Here is a 14,792-nt window from a genome sequence, read left to right as displayed (position 1 = left end):
ATAGAGAGCGACATAGCTAGAAAATGAAAGGGCCAGCTGATACTGGCCCTTTTTATTTGTTTTCACTCAGCTCTCTATAGATCGCGGGTTTGATATCCAACAGTGGTGTGTTGTTCAAGCAATCTAAACCTCTCACGGTTACGGTGCCATTCTCGATTTTTTCAATCGGTAGCACGGCGGCACCAATTGGGTTTGGTCTGTGCGGTGAGCGCAGTGCGAAGGTGCCTCTGGTCGGCGTTTCGTCATTCCTGCTTTGTACCAATTCATCTCGGTTAGCGCCTTCTAGCCAATAGAGAATCAGGATGTGGTCGCCAGTGTTTAAGCCCAGTAAGCCTTGCTGATAAACGTCATCTAAGATGATTTCACAGATCGGGCCGTTGTCCGGTTGGATGTTATTCGGACACTCCGAAACCGAGTGATAAGGCGTGGTAATTCGGCCAATAAATTTCAGTTCTGCAGCCATATTTAGCTCCTATTAGTCTCTTTATTAATCGATTTATTTGTCATCGTTTTTCATGGTCACTAAGGTGTAGATGAAGATCGTAATCAAGATCACCACACCGCCGACAATACTGGTCATTGGTGGGATCTCAGTGAAGAAGATAAACGCCCAAACTGGTGCTAACACAGTTTCCAACATCAGAGTCATTGATACCTCTGGCGCGGTAATGTGGCGCGTTGCGACCATAGATAACACTCTGCCGACAGGAGCCGTAAACAAGCCCATCATGCCCATGATTAACCACGTTTCAATGTTGTAGCTTGATGGAGTTGCGAAGAAAAACATCACAACCGCTAGCAACAAACCACCTAGGCCCACACTCGCCAATCGGCTGACGTCTTGATATTTACGCAGCAAGGTAAACATCATAGATAAACAGATCACTGCGAATACCGCTAAAGCATCACCCATCCAATTACCTGAAGAAAACGAACCCGAAACGACAATCGTAATACCAATCATCACCGCAACAATGGCAACCAAAGTCGATCGACTAGTGGCTTCTTTCAAGATCAACCAGCTGAAAATAGCCGCAACAGCAGGGGCCGCACTGAGGATCACAAAGGTATTGGCAATCGAGGTCATCTTAATGCTGAACACCAAGCCTGAGGCACTGCCGAGCATAAGAATACCCGCTGCCAACAATGGCCAACCGCTCTGTACGACTGCTTTTCGGATTCCACGTTTGTCGTTGAACTTAAGCAAAATCGGCATCGAGATTGCGCTGAATAAGCCGAACAGAAAGGCAGTATCGAATCCGCTGACACCGGCATAACGAATGAAGATGGGATCAATACTCATTAATACGGCACCTGCGATCGCGAGGGTAAAGCCGAGGGTTCGTGTGTTTCTTGCTTCAGTTTTAGGGAGGTTCATTGTCGTCATTTCTCTGTCCAATTATCTACTACCAATAAATCATACTAGTGAGTATGATTTTAAGAATTGGTTGAGTCAACACAAATCATACTTTAAAGTATGATCTCTGTTTTGGGGGGGACGAAGTAATGAGCAAGATTGAGCAGAAGAAAGAGAAGAAACGACTCGCGATTTTAAAAGCGGCGAAGGAGATATTCCTCGCGGAAGGCTATGTGCAAACCAGCATGGACCGAGTCGCTAGTGAAGCGAAAATGACCAAGCAAACGCTTTATCGTTACTTCTCTTCTAAAGATGTGTTGTTTGAAGCGACATTAAGACAAATGGGTAGCCAGACAGACGATAAGTTGGTGGTGCATTTGCAACACACCGATACTCGACAAGCGCTATTGGGCTTCGCAAAAGACTTCGTTTTGTTTCACCTTTCGAGCGAGCATATTGCGACCTTTAAGCTGTTGATCGCAGAAGGCAGCAAGTCTCCAGAATTGGTCAGCCGTTTTATGGACGTTGGCCCAGATGATACCGATCGTGTGCTTGCTCAGTTTTTCAATGAACGATTCGATATTGAAGAACCACAAACCAAAATTAAGCTTTGGCTTGGTATGGTGATGAGTGTCAGAGAGGGTGTGTTGATGGGAATGCCTGCACCCACAGAACAAGAGATTGCAGCTCACGTGGAAGCGAGTACTGACTTGTTGTTAGCGGCTTTGGCTTAGGTAGAGCTGTGAATCTGAAAAAGTAAGATATACGTTAGGCGCTGCTGGACTTTGATTATTCCATAATTTGGAGCTGCAACGCCTGTCGTTTGGTCTGTTTACGTTTACTGTTTACGAATTAAATCGAGCTATTACCAAGCAAAGGTTTTAATGACGTTTTGCTTAGTGATTGGGTTATGAGCGATGTCTTGATTTATCTTGTCAAGAAACGGCTTGCGAGCTTGAGGCAACATGCCACGCATTGGTGAGATGTTATTGCCGTGGTCGCCCCAGTAGTAGCAATCGAAATCTTCTAGGTTTTCGAGCAAGTATTTTTCTTCTTCCAGAATCTGCAATGGCGTTGGTAAAACAAACTCGCCACGGTTTACTTCTTTTTCCAACACCGACCCCGGTTGAACGGCTAAAGCCATCGGTGCAATTGCATCTGGCTGCATGATGTTCAGCAAGCTGGTGGTATTAATCGCATGCTCTATAGAACGCTCTTTGCCGCCAAGGCCAAAGATGAAAGAAGCCAGCACCTTGATGTCTGCTTCACGGGCTAGGTTCATACCTTCAATTGCATGCTCACGCGTCATGCGCTTTTGAATGCGTTCAAGCACAATTGGGTCACCGGACTCCAAGCCTGAATAGGCCATGCTTAAACCTGCCGACTTAATCTCTTTTAATTCAGACAAGCTCTTACGACGGAAGTCATTGAACCCTGAATACAGAGAAATGTTCTTGATCTCTGGGAAGGTGATCTTGATGTAATCCAGAATCGAAATCAGCATCTCGGTTCGGATTGCCATTACGTTACCATCGACTAAAAAGATAGACTCTACATGCGGGTAGATCTTTCTCGCTGCATCAATATCTTCAAAGATGTCTTTGATGTCTCTTACTTTGAAACGCTTATCATCAAACATCGTGCAGAAGGTACATTGGTTGTTACTGCACCCCAATGTTGTCTGGATGAGTACGCTCTCTGCTTCCATCCAAGGACGATAAACTTTACCTTCAAAACGCATAAATGCTCCTCGGCCGTAGCCTGTGTTGTTTCGACGAGGGCAAGTTTAACAATCTGCATCTTGGGTGATAATTGGGCAAAGCGGGGAATCAGTATTAAAGAAATTTTAATAATCGAAAGAGCGCGCAGTTCTTTGTCTGTATGGATAGAACTGCGGCTTGGATTGTGTGTGTGGTGGTGGGGGGGAGTGTTAGTGGTCGTTCTTTACTGATGAATGATCAATGCGCAACGCACAGCTTTTCTTCGAGTAATTGATCAAGCACTGTCACCAGCTTGTGGTTCTTAGTGTTGTCTAATGCGTCGGCGTGCGGGTCTTTGAACAACCCAGAATCATTATCAAAATATTTACCGGAAGCGTTGGCAAACTCATCACTGAGCGCAGCACGACAAAGAATGTCGGCTCCAATCGCTAGGTCGTTACCATCAACGCCATAAGCATCTTTCACTAATTTACTGCCAAGGAAAGAAGCTGGGTTTACAGGGATAATTGCGGTGCCTTTGTCTAAAAGAGTATTGGCTAATTCGATGGACCACATCGTTAGTGCGAGCTTACTTTGTGCGTAAACCGGACCATCCAGTTCACCCGCATTCGGGCTGATTAATGCATCTAAATCTACGGTTGCTTGAGCTGCTGAAGATAGGTTGACGATACGGCCAGTCGCATCAAAAAGAGGGAGCAGTTTTTGTGTCAGTAAATAAGGCGCGATGGTGTTAACAACAAAACGCACATCCAGATTATCAGGGGTAGTAATGTCGGACACCTTGTAGACGCCAGCGTTGTTGATGAGTATATCGAGTCGTTTGTGAGCGCTTTTGATTTGGGTTGCGAGCGCCTCAACTTCAGAGAGCGTCGATAGGTCTGCGATGTAGCTTTCGATGATTGCATTCTTAGACAGGCGAGACAAAGCGGTCACGACTTTATTGACCTTAACTGGGTTGCGGCCATGAATCAGAACATGGTGCCCTTGCTGCGTTAGTGCTTTTGCGGTCTCTAAACCAATGCCATCCGTGGCACCTGTGATCAGAATTATTTTTTGCATATTCCGTCCTTCAAAAAATAGTTTGAACAACGTTATAACAAAGATTAATGACACATAGTTGCATTTGGCTCACAAGCTGAAGACTCAAATGTGAGTCTATGGGGCAAATAATGACCATTTTAACACTTGGTGGTTAACCGTTGGCGTTTAACGATTAAGTAAGACAATGGGTCAGTTTGTGGCTGACCCAAATTAAGAGAAGTGACCGAGTTATTTGATGTCTTGAACGTTCATAACCAGAGTTTCCCAGTTACGTTGGTTTTCCATATCGTGCTCTAGGCCTTGCTCATCGGCAATTTGGAAGCGCTTAACCGCAGGGGTTTTGCTGGTGGCTTGATACAACCAATATGCTTCCGCTTTGAGTGCTTCGTCGATCGGTTTATCGATAGACTCGTACACCGCTTGCTTACATGCATTGATCGATTCGGCAGGGAATTTTGAGATTCGTTTGGCTAGAGTATCAACATATTCGCCAATTTCATCTGGCTCTAGTGCCTTGTTGATGGTGCCGTATGCTTCGGCTTCGTCAGCATCAAAGTCTCGTGCACTTAGGACGATTTCGAGTGCGCGACCTAAGCCGACTTGGCGTGCCATACGTGATGCGCCACCACCACATGGAAGGATGCCCATACCCACTTCCATTTGCATAAATTTGTATTTACCACGAGCCGCGAATCGCATATCACACGCCAGTGCAAATTCGTGGCCTCCACCTCGAGCGAACCCTTCAAGCTTGGCAATGGTGGCTTGTGGCAGTTTGCTGATTCTTTCTAGCACCACTTGCAGGTCGAGTAACTTCGCTTCTTCACGAGAAACGGCTTCTGTCGACATGTCTTTTAATAGATTAGTGTCGTAGTGGCAGACCCAAACTTCAGGGTTTGCTGACTGAAATACCACGACCTTGATGTCACGATCGCGCTCTAGTCTCATTGCTAAACCATTGAGGTCGGCAAGCATCTCTTGCCCTTGAACATTCACAGTACCGAAGTCAAAAGTGACGGTAAGAATTCCATCCTCGGCTTGAGCTTTAAACGTTGTATAACCTTGATATGCCATTTCCATATTCCTTCTGAGAGATTTCATTTCAGCCTATTCAGTGTGAATGCGACCTAAATTCAGGCTAGCGAGGAATGTTCGAACCAACAATTAACCATTAAACGAAACACTATTAACGAATTATTAAGAGTTTTGACGGGTTTTATAATTTCAATATATTCAGTGTCTTAGATGGATGTTTTAACGTTAAAGGTGTCTTGCTAATTCGATTGTCAACGAAATCTAAAAACTCATTCCTTGTTTGGTGCTCTTATCCTTTTCATTTAGCTTCGTATACTGCTCAACTAGGTAATTAGCCCAAGGTACAGACAAGAGTGAACCGACTTATGCAGATGAGATCCGCGACTTTGAGAACCATTATTGAGAAAACGCTGCCACTGACGCTGGGTGTGTTTGCGATCATGATGGTGCAATTGGTCGATTCGATCTTTATTGGTCAGCTAGGGGTTAATGAGTTGGCGGTTCACGGTATCACCTTGCCATTCCAAGCGGCGTTTACCGGGGTTCAAGTGGGCATCGGTGTGGCGGCAACGTCCATTATTTCTCAAGCGGTAGGAGCAAAGGAGCAACGTAAATCTACTTCAATTGCCACGTTGTCGGTCGGGTTTGGTGTCTTGGTGATTGCTCTGATCTGCTTAGGCCTGATTGTTTTTAGCGATTCTGTTTTCGCGTCGTTTGTGAATGATGTCTCTGACGCTCAATACCAATCCATGCTGTCGATTTTTAATGTGTACTGGCCGTTGTGGCTGTTCAGTGCGTTGATGGTGGCAGTGCTTTATCTGGCCACCTGCGTTTATCGTGCCAATGGTGATACTAAAACAACCGGCAGCATGTTCTTGGCTGCCAGCGTGATTAACCTAATTCTCGACCCTATTCTGATCTTTGGATTGGATATGGGCATTGCAGGGGCGGCGATCGCATCGAGCATTGGCTACGCATTCGGCGCAATCTACATGCTAATCAAGTCTCGCGGCAAGGGTTGGTTTGGCTTCAATGGCGCGTGCCGTAACCAAATTAAAGGCTACAGTTTTGAGCTATTCAAGACGGTAATGCCAACCACTGCGAATCAGATATTACCTGCGGTCAGCGCATTCTTCTCAATGCTTTTGATTGCGAGAATCGGAACCGATGAGATGGCTTTTTGGAGCTTACTCGCCCGTGTTGAAAGTTTTATGCTGGTGTTTTCTCTTGCTCTGACGATGTCTATCCCGCCTATGATTGGTCGTTACCTAGGGGCGCAGCAGCGATGCAAAATCCCCGAGCTATTGAATACAACAGCGAAGTTCTTACTGGTTTTCCACACTGTGATGGCCGCATTATTGGCGCTGTTTAGTGGCTGGATTATTCCTGTTATCTCGGAAGAACAAAGCATACGCAGCTGGTTTGAAGTGACCTTGTTATTTATACCATTCAGCTATGGCCCACTAGGGCTGTGCATGTTGGTTGCTTCGGTCTTTAATGCCTTGGGTGTGCCTCGTAAAGCTTTGAATGTCTCTTTTTTACGCTTGTTTGTTTTCTACATTCCTGCTTTATGGCTCGGCTCGATAACTGGAGACATGATCAATGCGGTTATTGCTGCGACCGTCGCCAATGTTTTAGCGGGCGCTTTTGCATGGTTTAAGCTTAATGCCTATATTAAAACTCACATTATTCCCCGTGCCGCTGCAGCCAATAAGCAGCGTGTACTCAGCGCAGGCTAGCCATTATTGATGAATATTGAACATCTAAAATTGTTTGTGCGACTCGCGTCTACGCACAATATCAGTCAAGCAGGACAAGAGCTTGGGTTGTCACCTCCGGTAGCCAGTATTCATATCGGAAAGCTCGAAGAGAGCCTAGGTGCCCGTCTTGTGCATCGCACCACGAGAAAGGTCTCCCTGACCGAAGAAGGCATGGCATTTCTTCCTCACGCCAAGCAAATCCTTTTGAGTGTTGAAGCGGGTGTTGCCTCTGTCGGAACCGGTAATGAACTACCAAAAGGGGTGTTGCGAATATCTGCACCTTCTTCGTTTGGTCGAATGCATGTTATGCCAGCGCTAAAAGGCTTTTTGGTTAAGTATCCAGATTTGTCGGTGGACATTTCACTCAGTGATTCAATCGTCGATCTGGTCGATGGTGGCTTTGATGTGGCGATTCGTAATGCGGAGCTACAAAATTCAAGCCTGATCGCTCGTAAGCTCTCTACTGATAAACGTATTTTGTGTGCGTCGCCAGAATATTTGGCAGCTCATGGCTATCCGAAAACACCAGAAGACCTCAAGCAACATCAATGTATCAATCAAACCGGCTTGGAAGGGTGGACGTTCGATACGCCAGAAGGCGATGTCACCATCAAGAAGAAAGGTGCGATCCGCGTTGATCACGGTGAAGCTGTAAGGGATGTATGTGTCGATGGCTTGGGCATTGCCATGTGTGCGACTTGGATAGCATACAAGCAGCTCGCGGAAGGTTCGCTGGTTGAGGTGTTGCCGGAGTACCCTTTAAAAGATGAGGCGGCTATCTGGGCGGTATACCCGAGTGCCCAGTTGCTTGCGCCTAAGGTTCGCGTATTTATCGACTACTTTGTTCAATATTATGGTTCACCTTCTTATTGGGATTGCGAAGTAAACGGTCAAGCTCAGTAGCGATTCAGAAGCACTTATTGAGAACAAATAAGAAAGCCCCGACAAAAGGTAGGGGCTTGTTTTTATGTTCTTTATAGAACGTTTTTTCTAGCTAACTGCTGTTGTTTTTATTTAGTGTATCTGGCGTTTAATGAGCGTGTACCGCTGAATCTTGGTATAGCTCTGCATCAACTTCTTCGCCTTTGTTTGGACGCGGTACAATCTCAAAAGAGGTGTCAGCTTCTGTCAGTGAAGACAGCAGTTTGTTAAGTGATGTCTTATCACCTTTCACGCCTGCTTGTCCGTCTTCTAACAGTTTTCCAAGGCTTGTTTTCTTAAGCACGATGTCAGACACGTCAGACTTATTGATGATCAGTGTTGTATCCGCATCTTGCAGTTCGTTCACTTGGATGTTGTTCAGGTTGCCGTTAGACATCTCAACGTAGTAGAACTCTTTTACATCAGGCAACTGAATATTCAACGTAAATGGTGTTTCTTGTGCCTTTAGCGAATCCACTTTAACTGCTAAGTAATCCAGCAAGTTCTCAATGGTCATATTCGCTAACACATCCGGAGATGCAGTCTTTGGTGCGCCCGGTTGTGTGCCAATACGAAGCTCTTGAGCGCCGGTTAGGTAGATGTTTCTCCAACCTGCCCCTTCTGATTGATAACCCAATTGCTCGTACGTATCTGCCAATAAGCCACGTGCAACTTTGTTCTCTGGTTCTGCTTGAATCACCTTATTCAGTGCTGTTGCAACGAAGCGGTATTCACCTTCTTGGAAGTCTTGCTGCGCTTTTTCAATCACAGCGTCGCTGCCGCCCATGTATTCAACAAACTTCACTGACTCTGGCTTGATTGGTAGTGGATTTAGGTTAGCTGGGTTCATGTCGAAGTAACCAAGATACATGTTGTACACCGCGCGGGCGTTGTGAGAGTAAGTACCATGGTAACCGTTGGTGTGCCAAGACTGTTGAATGCTGTCTGGCATGACCTTGTAAATCTCGTCCCCGATGTCTTGTAGAACCACACCGTTATTGGCTAAGCGAAGCGTTTGGTTATGAGTAAAACCGTAAGCGTCACGCTGCATTTTTAGGTAATCAGAGATCTCTTGTTCGCCCCAAATTGGCGATGAATGAGACGCAAACAGCACCTCAGTATCTTCACCCCAAGTGACTAACATCTCGTTGATCTTCTTAGACCATTTCAAGCCGTCACGTACTTTAGCGCCACGCAGCGTGTACAGGTTATGCATGCCTTGGTAGGTCAGTTCGCCAGTCCAAAGTGCTTTCATGCTTGGAATATACGTCACCATTTCAGAGGCCGCTTCGGTACCTGAAGCATCCATGAATTGCATTTCTAGGCCGTCAATAACCAGAGTTTCAATCTCTTCGTTATGGTTCAGCTCGTAGTCTGGCAGTACGTAAGTAATGCTACCGGTTGATAGGCCTTTCGACAGTGCAGCATCAACAATACCGTGCTCGTGTCGGTTCAGGGTTGCACCATACTGATAAGCGGTACGACGAGACATTGCATTACCCGCCAATACGTTTTCGTCGACGATCTCTTTAGTAATGTTTTTCGAACCGTACACTTTTACATCTGGGTATGCGTCTTTGATTGCTCTTGCGCCACCAAAGTGATCAGCGTGCGAGTGAGAGTAAATCATAGCAACGACGGGCAGTTCGCCGCCATCAGGCACATTGCTCTTGAAGAATTTGAGTGATTTAGCGGCCGCTTCTTTGGTAAGAAGAACGTCGTAAGCGATCCAACCGTTGTCACTACGAATGAAAGAGATAGACGCTAAGTCAGCACCTCGAACTTGGTAAACTTTACCCGGAACAACTTCATATAAGCCTTCTGCTGCTTGGTTCAATACCGCTTGGCGCCACAGTGAAGGGTTTACTGAATCTGGTGCTTGGTCTGCATTCGTCACACTTGGGTCGATAAAGTTAAAGCTATTGCGAATGATGTCGCCCGTCTCTTGGTCGAAGCTAGCAATAAGACCCTTGTTGTTATTGTCGAAAGCGCGAGTGTCGGCAAAGTTAAGTGTTTTTGCGAACTCTTGGTTTGCCTTGGTCGTCATCTCGGTTGCGCTTTTGCCACCTTGGTCGCCAATTTCGCTGAAGTGTGCGTGGTCATGGTTAGCTGCAACTGCAGGGAATGCGAGCGAGATAGCTAGGAACAGTGATGCATTTTTGAACGTGCGTGAAGTCGTCATAAGAGCCTCTTCATTTCAGAATTTTGTTTCGTTGAGGCGATTATAGGAATAAGACATATAGCAAAAAATAAAGTAAGCTTTATTTAATACATCACGATTGGCTATGTATTGAGTCATGCAATGGTTGGGGAACGAAGGCGAATCCTGACCTATGATTGATTAAGACCACATTGACAGGGAGAGTAACGGTGAGCGACGTGGAAAAGTTGGATTTAAATCTATTGAGCGTGTTCTTAGAAGTGTATCGATTAAAGTCGATCACGCTTGCATCAGAATCGCTTGGTATGACTCAGCCTGGGGTTAGCGGGGCATTGAAGCGATTGCAATCTCAGCTTGATACCGACCTGTTTATTCGTGAAGGGCGTGGGATTATTCCGACTAACGCTGCGGTGCAATTGGCAGACCGAGTAGAGCCTGCTCTAGAAGGGATAAGCAGCGCAGTAAGCACTTTAAAGACATTTGATAATCAGCAGCATCATGTGTTTCGTATCCTGGTGAATGAGATTGGATTAACCAAGCTTCAACCTCTCGTCGAGCAAGATGAGACGTTGGGCAATATCTCGATTGAATTCAATATGGTGCCGAACAACGAAGAAGAATTATTGCAAGGCTTGAGCATGCAACAAGCTGATTTAGCGATTGATATCCATTACCCGCAAGTTAACGGCTACATGAAGCAGCCTGTGATTGAGGATGCACTCGTATTGATAGCTCGAAAGGGGCATCCTAGAATCAATGGTTCAGTGACTGAAGAGCAATATTACAACGAAAAGCATGTTACTTTTAGAATGCGTCGAACCCGTTTATATACGGCAGATTATTTTACCAAGTCACCACTGAAACAGAGAAAAGTGAGTGCAGAGTGTGACTCACTGATGACCATGTGTGTGCTGGTATCGGGCTCAGATTGTGTTGGCAGTACGTCGCGTGATTTTGCCAATCAATTTTCTGAACCTTTCCAGCTTCAAGTCCTTGATCAGCCGTTTGAAATCTTACCGATGCAGCAATACATGATCTGGCATAAGAGAACCGATTTGAATCCTGCTCATCAGTGGTTGAGAAACAAGATTCAACAATACATGGCTGATTAACGAGCCGCTCTTGCTGCTCGTTTTTGTTTGGCGCTCTCTATCATCTTAGAAGGCGTCATACCGGTTACTAACATGGTACCGGTAATAACCAGAACCGATCCGAAAATAGTATTAAGGCCAATCGCTTCGTCTAAGAAAAGGTTGCCCCATAAGATGCCAAACACTGGAATCAAAAAGGTAACAGACAGAGCCGAAGGCGCACCCAATTCAGAAACGAGATTGAAGTAAAGCAAGTAAGCAAGGCCAGTACACACGGCGCCTAATAAGATCACCGATGTGGTGATGGTTAGATCCGGAGCCTCTCTCATCGGCATAAAAAAGACAAACGGCAATACGATTAAGACCGCCGCCCACATGCTGCCATGTGCATTATTGAATGCCTCAACTTTAGGTGCTTGTTTGGTATAGTTTGATGCTATTCCGTAGCTAAAGGCAGCCATCACCGCAGCTAAAATAGGAAGTACAGCCTCATGGCCAATGTTTATTGCATCCCAACCAACGAGTACTCCTACTCCCGCTACCCCAATCCCAAGTCCTAATAGAACTCGCGCCTCGAGTGCTGTTTTAGTCCATACCGCACCGATGATTGCCGCCCATATTGGCGCGGTAGAGTTCAAGATGGCGAGTGTCGAGGCGTTCAGTGTCTGCGCGGCATAAGCGAACAGTAAAAAGGGAACTGCGGTATTAAACAACCCAAGAATAAAGAAGTGTTTAGCGTGAGTGTTGAACGTCAGCTTTTTTCTTAAATACAAAGACACCAACAGTAGCGTGATTGCTGCAAATAGTACTCTTGCTTCAATCAACACTGCTGGGCCCAATGGATTAGCGGCAATTCTCATGAACAGAAACGAACCGCCCCATATCGCAGCGAGAGTTATTAATTTTAGAAAGTTCACGGCGTATATCTCAGAATGTGTAAAACACCGACTATTGATCAAAGCTATATATTACACAAGCTTAGATATTAATACTGTGCAGCTAATTGTTGTGATTTTGATAACCAAACGGCTCGCTAAATAGGAACACTTTTGATGAATTCTGTTCTGTTTATCCTTCCTAATTTGGCGGGTAATCTAGCGTTAGACATCAAACTTAGGCAAACAAAATGAAGATTGAACACATCGCAATTTGGACCAAAAAACTCGAAGTTTTGAAGAGATTTTACGAAGACTATTTCGGTGCGACATCGAACTCAAAATATCACAACCCAACTAAAGGGTTTTCTTCATACTTCCTCTCGTTTGAAACGGGAAGTCGTTTAGAGATCATGGAAATGGATTCTGTGCCTGAATCGAAAGATGACATCTATGATCAGTTTACAGGCTTTGTTCATATGGCGATTTCATTGGGGTCGGAGCAAGCGGTCGATGCACTCACTCAACGCTTGGTCGAAGACGGCTATGAGCGCTTAGATGGCCCAAGAAGAACAGGCGATGGCTATTATGAGAGCTGTGTACTCGATCCTGATGGTAATCGTTTGGAACTTACCGTTTAATGTAGAGACTTAATTGAGTTACTCATCTACTAACGGAACTGAGGTATGACAATGATGAAGCTTGCTTTGACTTTCCTTTTTAGTCTTGGGCTTATGGGATGTGCTACCTCAGAACCGGTGTATGAGCAGGAGGCGGACTCAAAGCCTGAACCATCCCAACCCATAGGTTACCTTGGCTTCAAAGCCCATCAAGAGTGGGCCATTCAATTCAATGATTGCACGGTCTACGATTTAATCGGCGCACAGCCCTACCAGTGGTTTGATCGCACTTTAGCTTCTGTGAGCTGTTATACATTTAAGCCAAACGATGCCATCGAGCCATTATCAGTCTATGCTGACGCAGATTTTGCCAGCAATAAGCTAACGCCGATCGACCGCTTTCAAGAGTTGCAAGTATCAGAGTCTGGCTGGGGCAATTTTCCTGCCGTCTATGAGACCAACGGCACCAACTGGTTGAAAGTCAAAGAGGGTTGGATTCACCTCACACTAGCCGATCAGACACTCGTTCAGTTCTACCCGGGAACTCAAGACCAATCTGGCAAATCACTGCATGATCAGTATTTTGAGCAGCATTGATCGTAATGCTGACTCTTGACTAGTCTGTAGTTCGATCAAAAAAGATCTTTTAACTATTGCTGAGACCGGTTTCAATCTGTATCTTTGCTTTTATTGAAATCGGTTTCAGAGTTGTGAGCGCAGCTCTAATCCTGGTCTTTTTCACGAATAACTTGTAGCGAGTAATGGTATGAACAACGAATTTCCGAACGATTTTTTATGGGGCGGTGCAGTAGCAGCGCATCAACTAGAAGGCGGCTGGGATGCGAATGGTAAAGGTGTCAGTGTTGTTGATGTATTAACAGCGGGCGCTCATGGTGTACAACGTCGAATCACCGATGGTGTCATTGACGGCGAAAACTATCCAAACCAAGTCGCAGTGGATTTCTACCATCGCTACAAAGAAGACATTAAGTTATTCGCTGAGATGGGCTTTAAGTGTTTCCGCACCAGTATCGCGTGGACGCGTATCTTCCCAAATGGTGACGAATCAGAACCGTGTGAAGCGGGTTTAGCATTTTACGATGATCTGTTCGATGAGCTGTTGAAATACGACATTCAGCCAGTGGTCACGCTGAGCCATTTCGAAATGCCTTACCATCTAGCTAACGAATATGGCGGCTGGATGAACCGTAAAGTGATCGACTTCTTCGTTAAGTATTCAACTACGGTGATGGAGCGATACCAGCACAAAGTGAAATACTGGATGACGTTTAATGAGATCAACAACCAGATGAACACTTCGGCAGACATCTTCGGTTGGTTATGCTCTGGTGTGAAGTTTCCACAATGCGAAAAGCCGCAAGAAGCCATGTATCAAGCGGTTCACCACCAATTTGTTGCCAGTGCGTTGGTGGTTAAAAAAGGTCACGAGATCAATCCAGATCTTCAAATCGGCGCAATGTGTGCGATGGTGCCTTTCTATCCTCGTTCTTCAAAGCCAGAAGACATCATGGTGGCACAGCAAGCGATGCGTGACCGTTACTTCTTCTCAGATGTAATGGTGCGTGGTCATTACCCAAATTACGCTAAGCGTGACTGGGCAATCAAAGGCTTCAACATTGAGATGCAGCCCGAAGATGAGCAGATCCTAAAAGAAGGTAAGGCCGATTACTTAGGCTTTAGTTACTACATGTCGAATACTTTGGATTCTTCTTCGCATCAGTCGACTGAAGAGGCGATGGACGGCGGTCATGAAAACTCGGTTGATAACCCGTTCATCCAGTCTAGCGATTGGGGCTGGCCAATTGACCCAACGGGTTTGCGTTTCTGTTTAGCGTCTCTGTATGAACGTTATGAAGTGCCATTGTTCATTGTTGAGAACGGTTTTGGCGCTGTTGATACCATTGAAGAAGATGGCAGCATTAATGACGACTACCGCATCGCTTACCTTGGTGACCACATCAAAGAGATGAAAAAAGCCGTTGCGTTTGATGGTGTTGATTTGATGGGTTACACCCCTTGGGGCTGTATCGATTTAGTGTCGTTCACCACGGGCGAGATGAAAAAACGCTACGGCTTCATTTACGTAGATAAGCACAACGATCAATCTGGCTCACTTGAACGCAAACGCAAGAAGTCGTTCGAGTGGTATAAAGGCGTGATTGCATCTAACGGTGCCACTATTTAGAATG

14 protein-coding genes are annotated in these 14,792 nt (G+C 45.6%); 7 read left to right on the top strand and 7 right to left on the bottom strand.

The features are described from left to right. Positions 1-52: 52 nt before the first annotated feature. Positions 53-463 carry a tRNA (N6-threonylcarbamoyladenosine(37)-N6)-methyltransferase TrmO gene (gene tsaA, locus MSG35_RS02960; RefSeq protein WP_248382752.1) on the bottom strand — a complete coding sequence of 137 codons (411 nt, stop codon included), beginning with the start codon at positions 461-463 and terminating at the stop codon, positions 53-55. 33 nt (positions 464-496) lie between these two features. After that, the gene (locus MSG35_RS02955) at positions 497-1,387 is read right to left on the bottom strand and encodes a DMT family transporter (protein ID WP_248382751.1); all 891 of its coding nucleotides are present in this window, start codon (positions 1,385-1,387) and stop codon (positions 497-499) included. 119 nt (positions 1,388-1,506) lie between these two features. Between MSG35_RS02955 and MSG35_RS02950 the strand changes: the two genes are divergently transcribed. Then, positions 1,507-2,091 carry a TetR/AcrR family transcriptional regulator gene (locus MSG35_RS02950; protein WP_248382750.1) on the top strand — a complete coding sequence of 195 codons (585 nt, stop codon included), beginning with the start codon at positions 1,507-1,509 and terminating at the stop codon, positions 2,089-2,091. A 131-nt stretch (positions 2,092-2,222) separates the two neighbouring features. Here the strand turns inward: MSG35_RS02950 and MSG35_RS02945 are convergent, their stop codons facing one another. From MSG35_RS02945 to MSG35_RS02935, 3 genes are all read right to left on the bottom strand, one after another. Then, positions 2,223-3,098: a radical SAM protein gene (locus tag MSG35_RS02945; protein ID WP_017059456.1), complete on the bottom strand. Its 876-nt coding sequence runs from the start codon at positions 3,096-3,098 to the stop codon at positions 2,223-2,225. A 217-nt stretch (positions 3,099-3,315) separates the two neighbouring features. Next, complete coding sequence (locus MSG35_RS02940; protein ID WP_248382749.1) at positions 3,316-4,137, bottom strand: SDR family NAD(P)-dependent oxidoreductase; 822 nt, start codon at positions 4,135-4,137, stop codon at positions 3,316-3,318. Between the two features lie 210 nt (positions 4,138-4,347). Beyond that, on the bottom strand, positions 4,348-5,193 hold the full coding sequence (locus MSG35_RS02935) for an enoyl-CoA hydratase/isomerase family protein (RefSeq protein ID WP_004732302.1): 846 nt from the start codon (positions 5,191-5,193) through the stop codon (positions 4,348-4,350). Between the two features lie 326 nt (positions 5,194-5,519). Between MSG35_RS02935 and MSG35_RS02930 the strand changes: the two genes are divergently transcribed. Both MSG35_RS02930 and MSG35_RS02925 read left to right on the top strand, forming a co-directional pair. After that, positions 5,520-6,893, top strand: coding sequence for an MATE family efflux transporter (locus MSG35_RS02930; RefSeq protein WP_248382748.1), 1,374 nt, complete (start codon positions 5,520-5,522; stop codon positions 6,891-6,893). 9 nt (positions 6,894-6,902) lie between these two features. After that, positions 6,903-7,817, top strand: a complete 915-nt coding sequence (locus tag MSG35_RS02925) for a LysR family transcriptional regulator (protein ID WP_248382747.1) — start codon at positions 6,903-6,905, stop codon at positions 7,815-7,817. 127 nt (positions 7,818-7,944) lie between these two features. Here the strand turns inward: MSG35_RS02925 and MSG35_RS02920 are convergent, their stop codons facing one another. After that, positions 7,945-10,017 (bottom strand): alkyl sulfatase dimerization domain-containing protein, encoded by a 2,073-nt coding sequence (locus MSG35_RS02920; protein WP_122081320.1) that lies wholly within the window; start codon positions 10,015-10,017, stop codon positions 7,945-7,947. 188 nt (positions 10,018-10,205) lie between these two features. Between MSG35_RS02920 and MSG35_RS02915 the strand changes: the two genes are divergently transcribed. After that, positions 10,206-11,108 (top strand): LysR family transcriptional regulator, encoded by a 903-nt coding sequence (locus MSG35_RS02915; protein WP_048609931.1) that lies wholly within the window; start codon positions 10,206-10,208, stop codon positions 11,106-11,108. Here MSG35_RS02915 and MSG35_RS02910 read toward each other — a convergent pair. Continuing rightward, a complete protein-coding gene (locus MSG35_RS02910; protein WP_082242634.1) occupies positions 11,105-12,004 on the bottom strand; it encodes a DMT family transporter in 900 nt (299 codons plus the stop codon). The genes MSG35_RS02915 and MSG35_RS02910 overlap by 4 nt on opposite strands. 209 nt (positions 12,005-12,213) lie before the next feature. On the opposite strand from MSG35_RS02910, the gene MSG35_RS02905 reads away from it, so the two are divergent. From MSG35_RS02905 to MSG35_RS02895, 3 genes are all read left to right on the top strand, one after another. Next, on the top strand, positions 12,214-12,603 hold the full coding sequence (locus MSG35_RS02905; protein WP_048609928.1) for a VOC family protein: 390 nt from the start codon (positions 12,214-12,216) through the stop codon (positions 12,601-12,603). 51 nt (positions 12,604-12,654) lie between these two features. After that, a complete protein-coding gene (locus MSG35_RS02900) occupies positions 12,655-13,179 on the top strand; it encodes a hypothetical protein (protein ID WP_248382746.1) in 525 nt (174 codons plus the stop codon). A 169-nt stretch (positions 13,180-13,348) separates the two neighbouring features. Beyond that, on the top strand, positions 13,349-14,788 hold the full coding sequence (locus MSG35_RS02895) for a 6-phospho-beta-glucosidase (protein ID WP_248382745.1): 1,440 nt from the start codon (positions 13,349-13,351) through the stop codon (positions 14,786-14,788). The last annotated feature ends 4 nt before the right edge of the window (positions 14,789-14,792 follow it).

The organism is Vibrio sp. 1CM23M (assembly GCF_023161755.1).
In the GTDB taxonomy this organism is placed as follows: domain Bacteria; phylum Pseudomonadota; class Gammaproteobacteria; order Enterobacterales; family Vibrionaceae; genus Vibrio; species Vibrio coralliirubri.
The sequence above is the reverse complement of the archived record's forward strand: the minus strand, read 5'-3'. Positions and strand labels throughout refer to the sequence as shown.

Excerpts from the sequence above, each read along its gene's own strand:
- MSG35_RS02945 (WP_017059456.1), bottom strand. The coding sequence starts at position 3,098 with ATGCGTTTTGAAGGTAAAGTTTATCGTCCTTGGATGGAAGCAGAGAGC.
- MSG35_RS02940 (WP_248382749.1), bottom strand. The coding sequence starts at position 4,137 with ATGCAAAAAATAATTCTGATCACAGGTGCCACGGATGGCATTGGTTTA.
- MSG35_RS02925 (WP_248382747.1), top strand. The coding sequence starts at position 6,903 with ATGAATATTGAACATCTAAAATTGTTTGTGCGACTCGCGTCTACGCAC.
- MSG35_RS02900 (WP_248382746.1), top strand. The coding sequence starts at position 12,655 with ATGATGAAGCTTGCTTTGACTTTCCTTTTTAGTCTTGGGCTTATGGGA.
- MSG35_RS02920 (WP_122081320.1), bottom strand. The coding sequence starts at position 10,017 with ATGACGACTTCACGCACGTTCAAAAATGCATCACTGTTCCTAGCTATC.
- MSG35_RS02930 (WP_248382748.1), top strand. The coding sequence starts at position 5,520 with ATGCAGATGAGATCCGCGACTTTGAGAACCATTATTGAGAAAACGCTG.
- tsaA (WP_248382752.1), bottom strand. The coding sequence starts at position 463 with ATGGCTGCAGAACTGAAATTTATTGGCCGAATTACCACGCCTTATCAC.
- MSG35_RS02950 (WP_248382750.1), top strand. The coding sequence starts at position 1,507 with ATGAGCAAGATTGAGCAGAAGAAAGAGAAGAAACGACTCGCGATTTTA.
- MSG35_RS02895 (WP_248382745.1), top strand. The coding sequence starts at position 13,349 with ATGAACAACGAATTTCCGAACGATTTTTTATGGGGCGGTGCAGTAGCA.
- MSG35_RS02955 (WP_248382751.1), bottom strand. The coding sequence starts at position 1,387 with ATGACGACAATGAACCTCCCTAAAACTGAAGCAAGAAACACACGAACC.
- MSG35_RS02905 (WP_048609928.1), top strand. The coding sequence starts at position 12,214 with ATGAAGATTGAACACATCGCAATTTGGACCAAAAAACTCGAAGTTTTG.
- MSG35_RS02935 (WP_004732302.1), bottom strand. The coding sequence starts at position 5,193 with ATGGCATATCAAGGTTATACAACGTTTAAAGCTCAAGCCGAGGATGGA.